We start from the raw sequence: 14,813 nt of genomic DNA, 5'->3' as shown, positions 1-14,813 counted from the left end.
GACAGCTCCGCAGGGTGATCTTCAGAAAACGAAGGTTTTTTGAAGATTGGTGGTGTGCTTGGGCACTCGGTTGACGGTGGGTGGAACCAGGTGCCCGAGATGTCGGGCGAGCCCGGCGGCGATCAGTAGCAGAATGATGCAGCCTGTGAACAGTGCGGGGGCCTGGTGGGCGGCCAGCAGGAGGCCAGCCAGGGCTGGGCCGCAGATGGTCCCGCTGGTCCAGGCGACCGCGTACAGGCCGTTGTAACGTCCCCGCAGCTGGTCGGAGGCTAGGTCGTTGACCAACGGTGCGGAGGTCGGGGATAGGAAGGTCTCGCCGATGGCGAAAATGGCCATCGTCGTGGCGAACAGGGCCATACGTGCTGTCCCGCCGCTGAGTTGACCGCCCGCCAGAGCCAGGATCCAGGCGGTGGCCCAGCAAAGTCCCACGAGGGCGAGCCCGTGTGTGCGGCGTCGGCCCCTCATGAGCCGTAGGACAGGAAGCTGCATGAGGACGACGGTGCAGGAGTTCACCGCGTACACGGTGGCCAGTCCTCCGGCGGTCAGATGCCCGGTGTCGGTGGCGTAGGCGGGGAACGCCGTTTGGAACTGGGCGGCTCCTGCGGTCACCAGCAGCAGCATGGCCAGCCACAGGCGCCGGAAAGGCCGGTCAGCCAGGACCTGTCGGAACCCCTCCTTCTGTTCCGGACCGTTCGTGCTGTCTGAAGGGGGCTGGAGGGGAGTCCGGTTTGCGGACGCACTGCGCCGGAGAGCTGGGGTGAAGAGCAGGACGGGGATGAAGGCCAGGAAGGTTGCCGCGTCCAGGAGGTAGAGGAGCTGGAAGCTGGAAGGGGATGTCAGGTGGGCAAGCCCGCCGGCCAGTGCGGCCCCGGCGCCCAGGCCGATGTTCATGGTTGCGTGGCGCGCGGCGAACACTGTCGAGCGGTGGGTGAGCGGTGTGAGGGTCGCGAGCAGGGCGTCCTGGGCGGGCCAGATGACGGCGGCGCCGAGGCCGACCAGGCCGGTGGCGGCGAACGCCTGCCACAGGCTGTGCACGTTGGCCAACGCTACGGCGCCTGCTGCCGCCGTGAACAAGCCGAGAATCAGTGTTAGGCGGGGGGTCCTACGGTCGGCAAGCCAACCCCCCAGCGGGTTGCCGACCAGCCCGGCCGCGGCCAGTGTTGCCACCGCCAGCCCGGCGTATCCGGTGGCGATGCCGCGCACCGTGTGCAGATACACCAGCAGGAACGGCAGCGTCAGGCCGCTGCCGAGTGCGGAGAGCGCATCGCCGCCTAGGACAAGCCATGCCATGCCGGGTATGCCAGCTGGGTTGGTGAGTCTTCGGCGGCGCGGTGCTGGCGCGCTCCCGGTTGTCATGTGGCACTCTCGTGCGGATCCGGTGCGTCGGCGGAGTCTGTTGGGGATAGTGGCGCGTTGCTGGTGATGGCCTGCAGACGGTCGCGTGCAGCTTGAAGGGTGGGGTGATCGGGAGCGACGTGTGGGGCGAGGATGGTGATGGCGCGGGCGTACACAGCCGCGGCCGCGGTGGCGTCGCTCATGTCGCGGTGGGCGGTGGCCAGGTTGACCAAGGTGGTGGCGCACTCCGGATGACCGGAGCCCAATAGACGCTCCTTGAGGGCCAGCGTGCGGGTGTAACCGTCGACCGCGGCTGCGAAGTCGCCACGCCGATGACAGAGGACGGCGAGGTTGTGCAGGGTGACGGCGACCTCATAATGCTCGGGACCGTAGCGGTTCTGGAAGACGACCAGCGCCTGCTGCAGAACAGCCTCGGCCTCACGTAGCCGACCGCGGCCCTCCAGCAGGGCCGCCCAGGCGGCCCGGTCGGCGGCCACAGTCGGATGGTCGGGGCCCAGCAGGGCGGCTCGGATGGTGACCGCGCGGCGGGCCCACGGCTCGCCGGCGGCGAAATCCCCACGAGCGTGCGCCAGCCCGCCAAGGTTGTGGCAAACACTGGCCACCGCGTGGCTGACCGGGCCGTACGCGCGCTCACTGATTGCCAGCGCCCGCTGATACAGGACCTGGGCGCGATCGAAGTCACCGGTGTACTTGCCCACCATGGCCCATTCATTGCACACCGCCGCCACAACGGGTGCCTCCGGGCCAAGAGAGGCTTCTGCCGCGGCCAGAGTGAACCGAAGCAGCAGCCCAGCCCGTCGGTACTCGCCCGACCGCCGCCACAGCTCGCCCAGCGCCACCTGTGCTCGGATCCGGCTCTCCTGATCGCCTTGGGCCCGACACTCGGCAACCCGCCGGTGCCATCCTTGCTCGTCAAGCGGCCGGGCACTGGAGGCCCGCCTGGTGGCAGCACCCGAACACCATGACGGCATGCTGTTTTGCACCGTCACCCCGGTTGTTCCGGTTCGTAGGATCCAGGCGTGGACGCTTCCTGCATCACGGGGCAGCCAGTGGACAAGCTCCGGACAGTCTCCCCTGTGCCGTCAACTCTTTCCTGACGCCGCCTGCTCAGAACCGCACGCCGGTAGCCGCCAGGGTTGTCCGGGGTGCGGATGCGCATCGCTTCCGAGACAAGTCGGCGGGTACGAGTGAGATCCCCCCGAGGAGGGGAGAAGTCGGTTCGTTTCAGTTCCTCGTCCCGGTAAGCCTCGCAAGGTACCGGCTGGAGACCGAAAAGCGGCACGTCGGGCCGCAGATGCACCACCTGATCCGTCTTCCGGAAGCGCAGGTTCCCAACAAGCGGCCCATGCCACCAGCCGGTCTCGACGATTCCCTCCATAACCTCGTAGACAAGGTTGCCCGGCGCATTCGGCACACCGCGGACCAGCAGACTCCACTCCGGCGGGGTAACCGCGATGAGCCCCGTCCAGACCTGCAGGATGCCCGGCTCCGGTGCCGGCGTGAAAACCGGCAGGGAAAGCAGCGGATCACTGGAGGTCTCCAGTCCGCGCAACTGGCAGAGAATCCTGGGCGTCACGCCGCCGCCGGATATCGGCATCCATGACGACCGGCCGGGCGGTAGCCAAGAGAACCCCGCACCGTCCCATTTGATAAAGCATTCAACCGGGGAATACGAGTACCATCCGTACCCGCAGGCCTCCCGGAATGGCTGGCAGTGAACCGTCCCCCGGAATGGGGCGGTGCCAGCGAGAGTGGCATCGGCCGGTGCTGGCTCTACCACACCGTCGAAGCAGCCGAAAAACTGGAATTTAGTCATCACTCGCTGCCCGTGCATCGGAGGCTTGGACGGACTCATACAGCAAAGCTCGTGCCGCCGACGGCATCATGAACCGTCAGCGACACGGAGCTTCACCTGTGTCCTGATGTCACACGAGGCTCTCGTTGTGGTTCGCGCTGAGGCCGAGCTCAGCGGCCTGGGTGTCGACCAGCACCTCATCAGCAGACCACACGAGGCTCTCGTTGTGGTTCGCGCTGAGGCCGAGTTCAGCGGCCTGGGTGTCGACCAGCACCCCATCAGCAGACCACACGAGGCTCTCGTTGTGGTTCGCGCTGAGGCCGAGTTCAGCGGCCTGGGTGTCGACCAGCACCTCATCAGCAGACCAGAGACTGTTCATGGGGGATTCTCCTTGAATTTAGATTTCCAGCTCACAAAGTGCAGTCCATCGCCGGTGCCAATTTTTCCTTAATCGACCACGATTTTCCCTTAATGAAGCCATTTTATCCGCACGCGAAGGTGAATCAGTCAGTCCTTGCGTGAGCAATTCCATCTTGGGGGCGGCACCTATGTGGAGAGCTAGACTTTACCTTTCACGATTGCAGGCATCTGCAGCCCACGGCCTGAGTAAGTAATACTCAAATGGACGGCGTTCGGCAGGCAGGGTCTTTGAAAAGTGATCTTGTGTCCGGGTTTGTCAGGCCAGTCCGAGGGCGGTGAGAGGTCGCAGGTGGTCGCGGCCGGCTCGGCGGGTGGCCGCGGCAATGTTGCTGTGGCCGTCCTGGCGGTGGACGCCGATGGCGAGGTTCCGCAAGCCGGCGATGATGCGCGGCAGGTGCCGGGTGCGGATCTTCGAGGCTTCTTCGCGGAAGGTGCGGTCCCGGACGTGGTGGAGCTGATTCTCGATGTTCCAGTGGCCGCGGATCCATGCGGCGAGTTCAGCTCCGGTGGCTGCGCCGGGCGGCCGGCTGGTGACCAGGTAGATCCGCTCGATCGTCAGCTTGTCCCGTCGCCGGCGGACGGCTTGGAGGGCCTGGCGGGCGTGCGGGTAGTCGAGGTGTGCGAACGCTGCGGTCTTCAGACGGCGGATGTCGTCGCGGTGATGGGCCCGGGCGCGTTCGTGGTGATCGAGGCGGATGTCGCGCCAGGGCAGCCGGCGGACCCGGTCGTGCAGACCGGGTGGTTCTTCTTGACGACGGCCAGGTAGTGGGCTCCGCGTTGGTGCAGGCAGGAGGCGTGGTCGTGCTGGGTGTGCAGGGCGTCGGTGGTGATCACGGCTCCCTTGAGGGCGATGTTGTCCAGGAGCGGGGCAAAGGCCGGGATCTCGTTGCTCTTGCCGTCGACCTGCAGTTGGGCGAGGACTTCACCTGTGTGTGCCATTGCCGCGATCAGCATCGTGGCCGGCCGGTCCTTGGTGCGGGAGCCCCGCAGCGTCTTGCCGTCGACCGCGATCACTCGTCGGCTCGTCGGCGGGGTCCGGCGTTCGTGGAGGAAGCGGCCGATGGCCCCGTCCAGGGAGTCACCGTCCGCTGCGGCCAGGACGAGGCGGACGGTCGTAGGATGGGGCGGGCGGATGAGGCCGGTCAGCGGGTCGGGACGGGACCCGAGCCGGGCCAGGACCCGCTGCGGCGCGTCGGCGACCCACTCGCCGATCGCGGCCGTCGAGGTGGCGCCGGCGAGAACGGCTGCGGCCGACGCGGCCAGCAGGGCCGGCCACGGGTAGCGGACCCCGCGACGGGCTCGCGGATCGGGCACGTCATTCAGGTATGTCCGCAGGCCAGCGACGGTTTCCGGTGAGACGGGACCAGAAGCGTCCCCCAGTTGTTCCAGGCAGGACGGCATACGGGAAGATGGGCGGGCAGGCATGGACTCGCTCGGTGCTCATACGGATTCGACACCCACATGATCACCAACGGCCATGCCTGCACTGCTTCCAGGGCCCGCCATCCGCGCAAGCCGACAAGTCTCACATCCAGTGCTCAGCAGGCGAACCGCCCACCTCGAGACTTCTCAAAGACCCTGGTTCGGCAGGTCCGCAGAGAGGTCGGTCTGTAGGTACCACAATGGGCCCGTCCGCCACCCAGGTGTTCCCGCGACCCGCAGAGCCGGGGCGGCGCGGTGCGCCCACGGGGGTCACTTGTCGCTGGCGTCATCGTCGTCGATGTTGACGGCGTCCGGGTCGCGCAGCGGGCGCAGTCCCTGACCGGGACCGCTGTCCTGGATATTGAACTGGTAGCGGCCCAGGAAGTTGACGTGCCGGTCCTTCCGCCTCTGGATCTCGTCCGCGTGCTCGTACACCGTCGAGCGCCGCTCGGCGTACCGCTTCACGCACGAGGCATCGTCGATACCGAGCTGCCCTGCCAGGTACTCCACGACCTCCCACGGCACCGCGAGCGGATCCTCGCCCAGAAACCGGCCGACGTAGCGGACCGTGCAGATCTGCACCGCCATCCCCAGCCGGTGCGCGTCCGTACGACGCAGCGCGATCAGATCGCGGTCGTCATCGTCGAGGAAGAAGAACCGCTCCAGCTCCGGGCGCGTGGGCACCTCGGTGAACGTCCCATACGCCTCGGCATGCTCATCATTCAGAAACTCCACCGGCACGAGGCGGACCGTAGCCAGCGCCGGCATCCGCTCGACGATCTTTCCGTGAACCTCAGCGAGGCGACTGACCATGTGCTAGCTGTATTGACCCGTGAGGTTGGGGACGCGGCTGGCGGGTGGTTGGCCTTTCAGCGCGGTGTGTCCGCGGTGGTGATTGTAGGTGTGCAGCCAGCCGGGGAAGGCGTCGCGTCGTTCCTGCTCTGAGTGGTAGGGGCGCGCGTAGGCCCACTCGTCGAGCAGGGTGCGGTTGAAGCGTTCGACCTTGCCGTTGGTCTGGGGCCGGTAGGGCCGGGTGCGCTTGTGTGTGATGCCGGCCCGGGCCGGCTCGTCGCGCCAGTCGCGTGAGCGGTAGCAGGAGCCGTTGTCGGTCAGGACCCGCTCGACGGTGATGCCGGTCTGGGTGAAGAAGGCGTGGGCCCGCTGCCAGAAGCCGGTGGCGGTCTCCTTCTTCTCGTCCGCGTGGATCTCGCTGTAGGCGAGGCGGGAGTGGTCGTCGACTGCGGTGTGCAGGTAGCTGTAGCCCAGGTTGGGGCGGCCGTGGCGGGTGCGGGGCCGGGTGGGGTCGCGGTGCGCGGAGCTGTTGCGGCCGCCCTGGGCCCTGCCGTGGACCTTGTGCCCGCCGCCGTCGGGGATGTTGCCCAGTTTCTTGATGTCGACGTGGATGAGTTCGCCGGGCCTCTCACGTTCGTAGCGGCGCACGATGCGGCCCGTGGCCCGGTCGAGATGGGACAGGCGGGCCAGGCGGTAGCGGGTGAGCACACGGTGGACGGTCGAGGGGACCAGATGCAGGAAGTGCGCGATGCGGGCCGGTCCCCACCGACGCAGCAGGCGGACCTTGATGATGCGCCGTTCGGTGCGGGTGGGAGTGCGGCGAGGGCTGTGGCGGGGCCGGCTCGAGCGGTCGGCCATGCCCGCCTGTCCGTGCGCGCGGTAGCGGTCGGCCCACCGCTGGGCCGTGGTGGGCGAGACCTGGAAGCGTTCGGCGGCCCGACGCAGCGGCCAGCCCTCCTCGACCACACAGCGGGCCAGGCGCAGGCGGCCGGTCTCGGTCAGGGGTGCATTACGGTGGGGCACGAGGGCCTTTCGGTTGGTGTAGACGTCGCAATCCACACCGAACCGGAAGGCCCTCACCTGTTCAAGATCTCTCAGCCGAGACCTGGCTCACCTGTCCACAACCTCCCCGGACAGAACAGCTAGCTGACCAAGATCAATCTCACCGGGATTTCCTGTACCCCAACTACTCGCACCCGGACAGGGGCGACATGCATGTCCACCATCTCGCCGACTGCTTCTGACAACGGCTCTCACAGCTATCCCGACCACGCCCTGTGCCGATCTGCTCGGTGAGCTCACCGTGTCTTCTCGAACCGGCCGAAGAGCGGGACGGCGTCCAGCGGGTCCTTCTCCTCGACGTCGACGGTGTCGTCGGGCCGGTCATACTCGGTGTCGGACAGGGTGGAGCGGGCCCCCCAGTCGCCGGCCTCGTTGCGGTCGGAGAGCGGCACCTTCGCACGCTTCATGTCGGTGTTCGGCCCGGCCCGCAGGGAATGGCTGGTGACCTTGAGACCGTTGATGTATTCGACGCCGGCCTCCCTGGCACGCTTCTTCACGATCTCGTTGACCGCCCGCCCGGACAGGTGCAGCCCGCGCACCGTGGCGTTGCCGCGGCCCTTGAGCCCACCGGTGACGGTGAGGGCCCGAAAGAGGGGGAGAGCGGGGGCGTCCGCCCCCAGTTCCCGCAGGTCGGCGAGCCAGGCACGGACGCGGCGGACGGTCTGCAGATCCGCGCGGTCACGGATGAAGCGCCACTTCCCCTTGCCCTTGCGGCGGGTTTTGGTCTTGGCGGAGAAGACCCACACGCCCTTGTCGGTGACGCGGACGTTCTTCACGAGCAGGTCGGCGGTCTCGATCGCCCGGGCCAACTTTCCGTAGCCGATCACCAGGAGCGCGGCGTCGCGACGGCCGATGCGGGTGGTCTCGTCGATCTCGGCGAGGATCCGCACGAGGTACGCCAGGGTGAGGCCGGCGGCCTGCTCCCGCTCGCCTCCCGCGGTGACGTAGTCCTCCAGGCGGTAGTCCTCGATCGCGTCCCGGACCACGGAGGCGTCGGGGCGTTCCCCTTTCGGGTACCAGGAGACGATGCGCGGGAGGTAGGCGAGCAGGGTGTCCGGGCTGTACCGGCTGCCGTCCTCCTTGCCCCTCTCCATGAGGTGGTCGAAGTAGGCGAGGACGTTCGCCGTGGTGGTCGACGGCCGCGCGACGCGTCCTTCCTCCTCGCACCAGGCCGCGAAGCGGGCCCGGGTCGTGTCCCGGTTGATCTGGGTGTTGCGGGCGCCCCGGCGTTCGGTGCGGCGCTTGGCCGACTTCGGGACGGTGAAGTCCCGTTCGGTGAAGGCGGGTTGCCGGTCGGCGCGCGGTGGCAGTTCTCCCTCGACGAGGACGGTGTCGCGGGTGATGCGGTACGGGGGCGGGGCGTCGGCCGGGGCGGGCAGGAACCGCGGTTCGTCGTCGACGAGTTCGGCGTCGACGAGATCGTCCACGCCGCCCTCCGGGTCGGTTGCCTCGGTGGCTGTCGTCATCCGGCCGTCGCCCTTCGTCGCAGGTGGTCAGAACTTCGCGTGACGCGTTTCCGGACAGTTCCGGCACGGACCGGTACCGTCTTTCGGCCCCGGGAACGCCCGTGTCGAGGCGACCGCCGCGCTGGAGCGGTTCGTCGAAGCCCTCGCTGCGGGAGGAGCACAGGGAGCGCGGCGTTCCTCAAGGGCTTCGACCATCCCTGCCTTGTCCACCATGCCGGGTCCCCTGAACCTTCCTCACTACCTCGTATTCTGCCAGGAATAAGAGGTAAGGATCACCTAACCAACATGTCGGTGGCCGGACGTGAGTGAACGCGGATGGAGGAGGGCGCTCGTCGCGCTACGGTGACGGCGCCACGTCTAATCGATCTCTAACCACGTCTGTTGCAACGGAAGGCCCAATGAAGATCACCGTCACCATCGAGGAACCGACCGACGTGTTCCGGAGCGAGCTGCTGGAACTGCTCAGCCGACACGCGACCGCCGTCGAGGTCGACGCCGACTGGACACCCGAACGAGCCGAGCGCTACTACCGCGCGCTCCCGCCCCGCGCCGCCCGCATCATCCGCGAGGCCGCACAGCGCGGAGGGTATGTGCCGGCCGACGCGCTCCGTGAGGACGGCAAGGGACTGCGCGGGCATTCCGGCCCGCTGACGACCACGCTCCTCAAAGGAGTGAGGGAGGGCTGGTTGCCACAAGGCATCGAGCAGCCGCTGATCTACCACGGGCCCGGCTACGGCCCGGTCGTGGGCTACCAACTACGGGACGACGCACGTGACTTCTTCGCCTTGGCCGTCGACAAGACCCTTGCTGACGAGAAACTCGCACCAGAATCGGCAGGGTGACGTCCGGACTGCCGTCCACCAGGCCCGACAGGTGACCACTCATGCGGCAGACGGCCTTGGGACTGGTGGGCTCGTATGTTCAGATGTCACGTATTCCAGACGGAGGCGGGTCACCGTCACTCTGCGTCAACCGCGGATGTGAGCTCACCAGTCTCGAGGCCGTAGTGAGAAGGGCGAGGGCCCGGCGGTGGAACTCGGGCGGATAGCTGCGGGGCATGGTGGCCTACGGATGCTGCTGGATCGGTCAACTCTCCAGCAACCCAACTCCATCAGACCCGGGGCAGACCATCTCTACCGAACCCGGAACGGTTCACAGCGCTGCAAGGGCGATGGAAAGTGCACCACCTGCGATGGCTCCGGCTACCGAGGTGTGTGGAAGTGCGACAGCTGCCGGGGCAGCGGGCGACTGCAAGGCGTGCGACGGCCGCGGCTGAGCTGACCACCTTGGGGTGACCTGCGCTCCCTGAAGAAGGGCTCCCCGCCAGCTCGACCGGCGGGGAGCCCCCAGGCTCGTCTCTCATGTTCATCGGCGTCCACGCCGGCCGGGTCGAGCAGAGCGCGAACCAGCCCGCCGAAAACGTTAGTCCCCCGGGGCCGGTGTGCCCGCTCCAACACCGGGACCAGCGAATACGCGGTCCTACTCGTGGGGCGTCCGGGATTCCCCGCACCGGGGAGCCCTCCAGTCAGTCCTCTGCTCCATCGTCGTCGTCCCTGTCGTCCAGCCCGGGGGCGTCCGGGTCGCGCGGCGGGCGCAGACCGCGGGCCGGGACGAACGGGGTGAAGCTGTAGCGGCCGAGCACGTTGAGGTTCTTGTGCTTCAGCGGGGAGAGCCGGGCGATGTCCTCGTCGCGGATCTCGTGACCCTCGGCCCGCAGCTGGGCGACGGCGGCGTCGATGTACTTCGTGGTCCACAGCACGACGGCGTTGAGGACCAGGCCGAGTGCGCCGAGCTGGTCCTCCATTCCGTCGCGGTATGCCTGGTGGATGGTGCCGCGCTTGCTGTGGCACACGTCCCGGGCCAGCTTGTGGCGGGACTCCTGGACGGTGAGCTGCCGGTTCATCTGTCGGCGGTAGGTGTCGTCCGCCGGGTCGACCACGCGCAGCAGGTGCTCGGTCTTGGCGATCCGCCCGTACTCCGCGAACGCCGCCCCGAGCGGGGTCGGGCGGCCGTCGCGGCCGAACATGCGCAGCAGGTCGTAGGCGCGGACCTGGTTGGTGACCAGGGAACCGGCGACCTTCAGCATGTCCGGCCAGTGCGTGATCACCTTGTTCAGGTTCACGCGGTTGCGGGCCAGGTCCTCCACCGCGCCGTAGGTGCAGGCCTCGACACCAGGCATCGCGGCCCGCCAGAACCGCTGGTCGTCCAGGTCGCGAAACCGCGGGCTGAAGTTGTAGCCGAGGATCTTGAACAGGCCGAACACCATGTCGGAGTTTATGTGGACAGTTCAATTTGATCTTCCTTCGGGTTGCCGCTCGGGCCGTTGGCGGTGTTGGTGCGGGCCGGAGAAGCCGCGCGCATAGAGTGAGATCTTCGACGGAGTGGCAAAGGTGGAGGCCGTGGAGATCACCGTCCAGTGGATACGGACGTCCTGGACGAAACAGTCCCGCGGAGGAGAGGCCGCCGCCCGTAGGAACGCGGCCCCGGTCGGCTTCACTGTCCCGTCTGTGCCGCCCTCGTTTGCCCACGTGGTCCGCATGCATGAGCGAGACGGCTTCGAGCCCCATGGCGTCGAGGAAGACCTGCGCAAGGTCGACGTCCAGCTTCGCGAAGCCGACGGCCGGCTGCGCGTCCTTCCCCGAGTGGAGCCTCTGTTCGCCATCCCACCTCGGCCGCGACGGCCCCCAGCCGTGCGTCTTGCCTTCGGCCAGTGGGTCCGCTGGCAGCTCAACTACCGTTTCAGCAGCGCGGCGGGTGTGCGGGGCTGGTCATACTGGCTGGACACCTTCAACATCGCCTATGGCCCGGTGGATGCCGACGTGTTCTTGTCGGATCCCACTGTCCACATTGACGAGCAAGGACCGCTCCGGTAGCTCCGCCATGGGGTGATCACGCACTGGAGCTGTCCTCCTCCGCTTCCGCGTTGACCGGCTGGCTGAGGTCAGCCAGGAGTCTTTCGATGCGTTCGCTGGTGCAGCGGTGGCGTTCGACCTCGCGGCCCCAGCCGCGTTCGGCCGCGTCGCGGGCGAGGGCCAGCTCGACCTTGCGCCGTGCCCGCAGTCGTGGTGCGTGTTCGGGCGTGGTGACGAACTTCGCGCAGGTCAGGTAGAGATCGCATTCGCAGGGGCCTTCGGCGGAAGCCGAAGGCAGCGGCCGAGTTCGAGCTCGGTCTTGAAGAAGTTTGTCTTGAGCCAGTCGACCGACGCATCCGGCAGCGCGGCACCCGATCACTGTGCTGGGCGACCAAGATCAATCTCACCGATAACCGCTGTACCGATGCTCCCCAAGGCCGGTGTTCCTGCTGCCCGCGTATTCGCCCGACCTCAACCCCATCGAGGGCGTGTGGGCACATGTCAAAGACAGCCTGGCCAACCTCGCCGTCGTCGCCCTGGACCGGCTCGAAGCCCTCGTCCGCAACCGTCTCAAGCACCTTCAGTACCGGTCCGGCACCCTCGACGGCTTCATCGCCGGACCGGCCCGACCTTCGACGACCCAGCCTCACCCTGACAAGCCGAAGTCAGTAAGTTGACGCGGTTCCCGTCCTCTCAGCGGGCGCCGGGAGCGCCGAGGGGGCCGTCGAGCGACCACCAGTGGGCGATACCTGGCCGGTGGAAAGGTGTGGTGGAGACGTCGTCAGTAGTTGACGTAGCCCCACCAGCTCACACCGCTCCGTTGGCAGTAGCCCCTGGTCGCGGGCGTGGCCTCAATGTTGCGGAGGATACCCGCATTGCACTGCGCCTCCGTCGAGTACGACGACAGGCAACGGTAGCCCGGTGCGGCTGCCGGCGCGTTGGGCGGGCAGGACAGGATCCTCACATCGGACACCGGCGCGTGGGCCTGCGTTGCCTGTGCCGGAGCAGTGATGACGCCCAAGGCAATCGCCACACCCGCCCCCGCGCTCGCGAGCAGCTTGCGAACAGCCATGCTGTACTCCTCTCCCCATGCATGAACAAAAGCCGGCGGCACCACCGTCGGGTTGTGCCGATCGCGACCTCAATCTGGCAGCGGAGGCATGGGCAGTCCAGTACCCACTTCAGCCACGTGCCGGACTCGAGCCATGAGGGCTCCTGGTTGCGAGGAGGTTTTCCGAAGGCGGGCTCGCCGCGGCCTCTCTTCGGTTCATCGGATTTTCCGCGCCCGCCAGCGCGTACCGGTGCACCGTACCGGCGCACGGCTGGCACGCCGCGCCTGGCCGTCGCCGCCGGCCTGACCGGCGACTGGTCCGGGCGCTCCCTGCGGCGCGACTTTGCCACCGCCGCCCGGGCCGCCGGACACGATCCACTGGAGATCGCTCGCGTGGGCGGCTGGTCCGACGGTTCCCGCGTCCTCGCCCGGTACATGGACGACGTCGACCGCGTAAAGAACTCGCCGCTCGTGGGGATCGGCCTGTGACTGGGCAGGCCGCCGAGCCCCGCTCAATCATCACGTGACGATTGAGCGGGGAGCCGGTACCGTGCTCACCTAATCATCACGTGACGATTGACTGAGGGGGACGCATGACGACGTGCCCGGTATGCAGCGGGGCCCTTCCCGCGCAGCGCGGCCCCCGGGCCCGCCGCTACTGTTCGCGCGCCTGCCAGGCCAAGGCGTACCGCGCCCGTCAGCGACAGGACCAGGAGTACCGGGTCGCCCCCGGCAAGGAGCGGGAACTGCTGGAGGCGTACGCAGGGGTGCCCGCGGTGGAGCTGGCCGACAGCCTGGCCGCTGCCGCCCGGCGCCTGGCCAGTGCTCTGAACGCCGGACGGCCCGCCGACGACTTCGACCTCGGGGCCGTGGCGAGCATCCCCGTCGTCCTGGCGGCCCGCGCGCGGCAGGCTGCCCCGGCCGCGCAAGCCCTGCACGGCATCCCGGACCGTCCCCGGACTCCGACCGTCACCGTTGTCGACCTGGTCGCCGAGCCAGCCCCACCGCGCGCCACGGTGCAGGCCCCGCCCCCAGAATCATCACGTGACGATTCGGTGCCGCCCTCCCCGCAGCCCGCCGGCGCTCGGGAGAAGACGGCACCGGCCCGGCGCAAGCGACTGTCACAGAAGGCGGCCCGCGCCGTCGCGGACAGCGCCCGCCTGGTCAAGGGCGCGGACCACCGCGACACCCACCAATGGGACCTGATCGCCGAGGACGGCACGGCGCTGGGCTACGTGGAGCCGTCCTACGGCGGTACCGGCCGGACCGGGCGCAACGGCTGGAACTACCGACTTGTCGACTCCTTCATGGTCAGCGGCCCGTACAAGACACGCGAGGAGGCCGCCCTGCAGTGCGCACTGGCATGGACCCGCATCGCCACCGCCCCGGTACAACGCGCTCTCACCGCCGACTGAACTACCAGCCCGACACCGAGCGGCTACCGTGATCCCCAGCAGGACACGCACGCCGCACGCCGCCCGGAAGTGTGCGAAGTACACCACCGCTCCCCCTCAGAGTGCTGGTGAGAAGCCTGTCACCAGCCGCAAACGGTGCTGATCAGTCCTCTGCCCCGGAGAGCCGGGGCAGTTCTGCCGTGAGGTCCGTGAATTCCGGCCCCCTCGCGGTCGCGGAGCACGGCATACACACCAACCGTCAGGACGACGATTCCGCCCGGGGGCGTCGTCACGATGTAGTTGGCCGTGCCCGCGTCGATCACTCTGGAGGCCAGAAGGCTGGTCGAGACGCCCGCGCCGAGGAGGATGAGCAGCGCATATCCCTGCAGCAGAAGCAGCAGGGCTCGGTCTGGAAGACGGACTTCTTCTTTCCTCGATCTTCCTCATCTGGCCTAGGAGCTGTCCGGGCGATCAAGGATCTCGTTAGGGTGACTCGGCGGAGGGACCTGATGAGTGCTCCGGAGATGAGTCGCGCGGAGGCAGTCGTGCTCGTGCAGCGGATCATGGACGCGGTCTACGCCTCGGACGACGAGGTGGACGACTGGCTGAACAGGCTGGACAGAGCTCTCGAGTGCCCGTCCGGACGGGTCAGGGACTTGATCTTCTGGCCGCCGGAGCGGGAGCTTTCGGCTGATGAGGTGGTCGATCAGGCCCTGGCGCATCGGTCAGTCACTCTGTGAGGTCGGGACTCAACTCCGGAGCCAGATGAGCAGGGCCGCGGTGGTGGCGGTGCCGAGGAAGACGTAGCCGCGCTTGTCATAGCGGGTGGCCACGTCCCGGGTGAAGCCCGGAACAAGGTCGAGCTCCTTCGGGTCGACCTTCAGGTAAACCAGCAGCTTGCTGCGCTGCGGCGGGCACAGGCAGGCGAAGTTCCGCAGCCGCTGATAGGGCCGGTAGGTTTTGTGCTCCACCCGGTTCACTCCGTCCCCGAGTCCGAGCAACACCCCGTCGACCGCGCTCGCCAACTCCGCCATCGCCGCGCCCTGACATGGGGCCAGCCGGGCAACCGACTGGCCCCATGCCCGGCGGCCCACCTGCATCCCGCCACTTAGACGTCGTCTCATTTGGCGAGTCTGCGGTAGCAGATGAGGCTGCAGGCGATGGCGGTGAAGGCCAGGAAGTGTTCGGCCTTGCGTTCGTAGC

General features: G+C 67.8%; 13 protein-coding genes and 4 pseudogenes. 6 read left to right on the top strand and 11 right to left on the bottom strand.

Annotated features, from left to right (window positions below):
• Positions 1-21: 21 nt before the first annotated feature.
• From ACH5AO_RS29150 to ACH5AO_RS29115, 8 genes and pseudogenes are all read right to left on the bottom strand, one after another.
• A complete protein-coding gene (locus tag ACH5AO_RS29150; RefSeq protein ID WP_398929772.1) occupies positions 22-1,290 on the bottom strand; it encodes an MFS transporter in 1,269 nt (422 codons plus the stop codon).
• 62 nt (positions 1,291-1,352) lie between these two features.
• On the bottom strand, positions 1,353-2,057 hold the full coding sequence (locus ACH5AO_RS29145; protein ID WP_398929770.1) for a tetratricopeptide repeat protein: 705 nt from the start codon (positions 2,055-2,057) through the stop codon (positions 1,353-1,355).
• A 284-nt stretch (positions 2,058-2,341) separates the two neighbouring features.
• Positions 2,342-2,953 carry a DUF6065 family protein gene (locus tag ACH5AO_RS29140; protein ID WP_381329283.1) on the bottom strand — a complete coding sequence of 204 codons (612 nt, stop codon included), beginning with the start codon at positions 2,951-2,953 and terminating at the stop codon, positions 2,342-2,344.
• Positions 2,954-3,281: 328 nt separating this feature from the next.
• Positions 3,282-3,530 carry a hypothetical protein gene (locus tag ACH5AO_RS29135; protein WP_398929768.1) on the bottom strand — a complete coding sequence of 83 codons (249 nt, stop codon included), beginning with the start codon at positions 3,528-3,530 and terminating at the stop codon, positions 3,282-3,284.
• 677 nt (positions 3,531-4,207) lie between these two features.
• Entirely contained in the window at positions 4,208-4,885 is a 678-nt protein-coding gene (locus ACH5AO_RS29130; protein ID WP_398929766.1) for an ISAs1 family transposase, read from the bottom strand.
• Positions 4,886-5,401: 516 nt separating this feature from the next.
• A pseudogene (locus tag ACH5AO_RS29125) lies at positions 5,402-5,734 on the bottom strand (DUF4158 domain-containing protein); the annotation flags it as partial.
• Positions 5,735-5,809: 75 nt separating this feature from the next.
• On the bottom strand, positions 5,810-6,808 hold the full coding sequence (locus ACH5AO_RS29120; protein ID WP_398929764.1) for an IS481 family transposase: 999 nt from the start codon (positions 6,806-6,808) through the stop codon (positions 5,810-5,812).
• A 275-nt stretch (positions 6,809-7,083) separates the two neighbouring features.
• Positions 7,084-8,313, bottom strand: a complete 1,230-nt coding sequence (locus ACH5AO_RS29115; RefSeq protein ID WP_398929762.1) for a tyrosine-type recombinase/integrase — start codon at positions 8,311-8,313, stop codon at positions 7,084-7,086.
• A gap of 398 nt (positions 8,314-8,711) precedes the next feature.
• On the opposite strand from ACH5AO_RS29115, the gene ACH5AO_RS29110 reads away from it, so the two are divergent.
• Positions 8,712-9,155: a hypothetical protein gene (locus ACH5AO_RS29110; RefSeq protein WP_398929760.1), complete on the top strand. Its 444-nt coding sequence runs from the start codon at positions 8,712-8,714 to the stop codon at positions 9,153-9,155.
• A 683-nt stretch (positions 9,156-9,838) separates the two neighbouring features.
• On the opposite strand, the pseudogene ACH5AO_RS29105 reads toward ACH5AO_RS29110, so the two are convergent.
• Positions 9,839-10,585, bottom strand: a pseudogene (locus ACH5AO_RS29105) (Tn3 family transposase); the annotation flags it as partial.
• Positions 10,586-10,712: 127 nt separating this feature from the next.
• On the opposite strand from ACH5AO_RS29105, the gene ACH5AO_RS29100 reads away from it, so the two are divergent.
• Positions 10,713-11,186: a hypothetical protein gene (locus ACH5AO_RS29100; RefSeq protein WP_398929758.1), complete on the top strand. Its 474-nt coding sequence runs from the start codon at positions 10,713-10,715 to the stop codon at positions 11,184-11,186.
• Positions 11,187-11,605: 419 nt separating this feature from the next.
• Positions 11,606-11,820: pseudogene (locus ACH5AO_RS29095) on the top strand (transposase); the annotation flags it as partial.
• Between the two features lie 126 nt (positions 11,821-11,946).
• On the opposite strand, the gene ACH5AO_RS29090 reads toward ACH5AO_RS29095, so the two are convergent.
• Entirely contained in the window at positions 11,947-12,237 is a 291-nt protein-coding gene (locus ACH5AO_RS29090; RefSeq protein WP_398929756.1) for a hypothetical protein, read from the bottom strand.
• Positions 12,238-12,291: 54 nt separating this feature from the next.
• Here ACH5AO_RS29090 and ACH5AO_RS29085 point away from each other — a divergent pair, with 54 nt between their 5' ends.
• The 3 genes from ACH5AO_RS29085 (at position 12,292) to ACH5AO_RS29075 (ending at position 14,350) form a co-directional block, all read left to right on the top strand.
• Positions 12,292-12,705, top strand: coding sequence for a hypothetical protein (locus tag ACH5AO_RS29085; RefSeq protein WP_398929754.1), 414 nt, complete (start codon positions 12,292-12,294; stop codon positions 12,703-12,705).
• 104 nt (positions 12,706-12,809) lie between these two features.
• Positions 12,810-13,631 (top strand): hypothetical protein, encoded by an 822-nt coding sequence (locus tag ACH5AO_RS29080; protein WP_398929752.1) that lies wholly within the window; start codon positions 12,810-12,812, stop codon positions 13,629-13,631.
• 488 nt (positions 13,632-14,119) lie between these two features.
• The gene (locus ACH5AO_RS29075) at positions 14,120-14,350 is read left to right on the top strand and encodes an e9imm peptide (RefSeq protein WP_398929971.1); all 231 of its coding nucleotides are present in this window, start codon (positions 14,120-14,122) and stop codon (positions 14,348-14,350) included.
• Positions 14,351-14,437: 87 nt separating this feature from the next.
• On the opposite strand, the pseudogene ACH5AO_RS29070 reads toward ACH5AO_RS29075, so the two are convergent.
• Positions 14,438-14,722, bottom strand: a pseudogene (locus tag ACH5AO_RS29070) (transporter); the annotation flags it as partial.
• Between the last annotated feature and the right edge of the window lie 91 nt (positions 14,723-14,813).

The organism is Streptomyces sp. NPDC018964 (assembly GCF_044390325.1).
GTDB lineage: Bacteria > Actinomycetota > Actinomycetes > Streptomycetales > Streptomycetaceae > Streptomyces.
The sequence above is the reverse complement of the archived record's forward strand: the minus strand, read 5'-3'. Positions and strand labels throughout refer to the sequence as shown.

Coding starts and splice junctions, on each gene's coding strand:
- ACH5AO_RS29135 (WP_398929768.1), bottom strand. CDS start 3,530: ATGAACAGTCTCTGGTCTGCTGATGAGGTGCTGGTCGACACCCAGGCC.
- ACH5AO_RS29080 (WP_398929752.1), top strand. CDS start 12,810: ATGACGACGTGCCCGGTATGCAGCGGGGCCCTTCCCGCGCAGCGCGGC.
- ACH5AO_RS29140 (WP_381329283.1), bottom strand. CDS start 2,953: ATGCCGATATCCGGCGGCGGCGTGACGCCCAGGATTCTCTGCCAGTTG.
- ACH5AO_RS29075 (WP_398929971.1), top strand. CDS start 14,120: ATGAGTGCTCCGGAGATGAGTCGCGCGGAGGCAGTCGTGCTCGTGCAG.
- ACH5AO_RS29150 (WP_398929772.1), bottom strand. CDS start 1,290: ATGGCATGGCTTGTCCTAGGCGGCGATGCGCTCTCCGCACTCGGCAGC.
- ACH5AO_RS29145 (WP_398929770.1), bottom strand. CDS start 2,057: ATGGTGGGCAAGTACACCGGTGACTTCGATCGCGCCCAGGTCCTGTAT.
- ACH5AO_RS29115 (WP_398929762.1), bottom strand. CDS start 8,313: ATGACGACAGCCACCGAGGCAACCGACCCGGAGGGCGGCGTGGACGAT.
- ACH5AO_RS29090 (WP_398929756.1), bottom strand. CDS start 12,237: ATGGCTGTTCGCAAGCTGCTCGCGAGCGCGGGGGCGGGTGTGGCGATT.
- ACH5AO_RS29110 (WP_398929760.1), top strand. CDS start 8,712: ATGAAGATCACCGTCACCATCGAGGAACCGACCGACGTGTTCCGGAGC.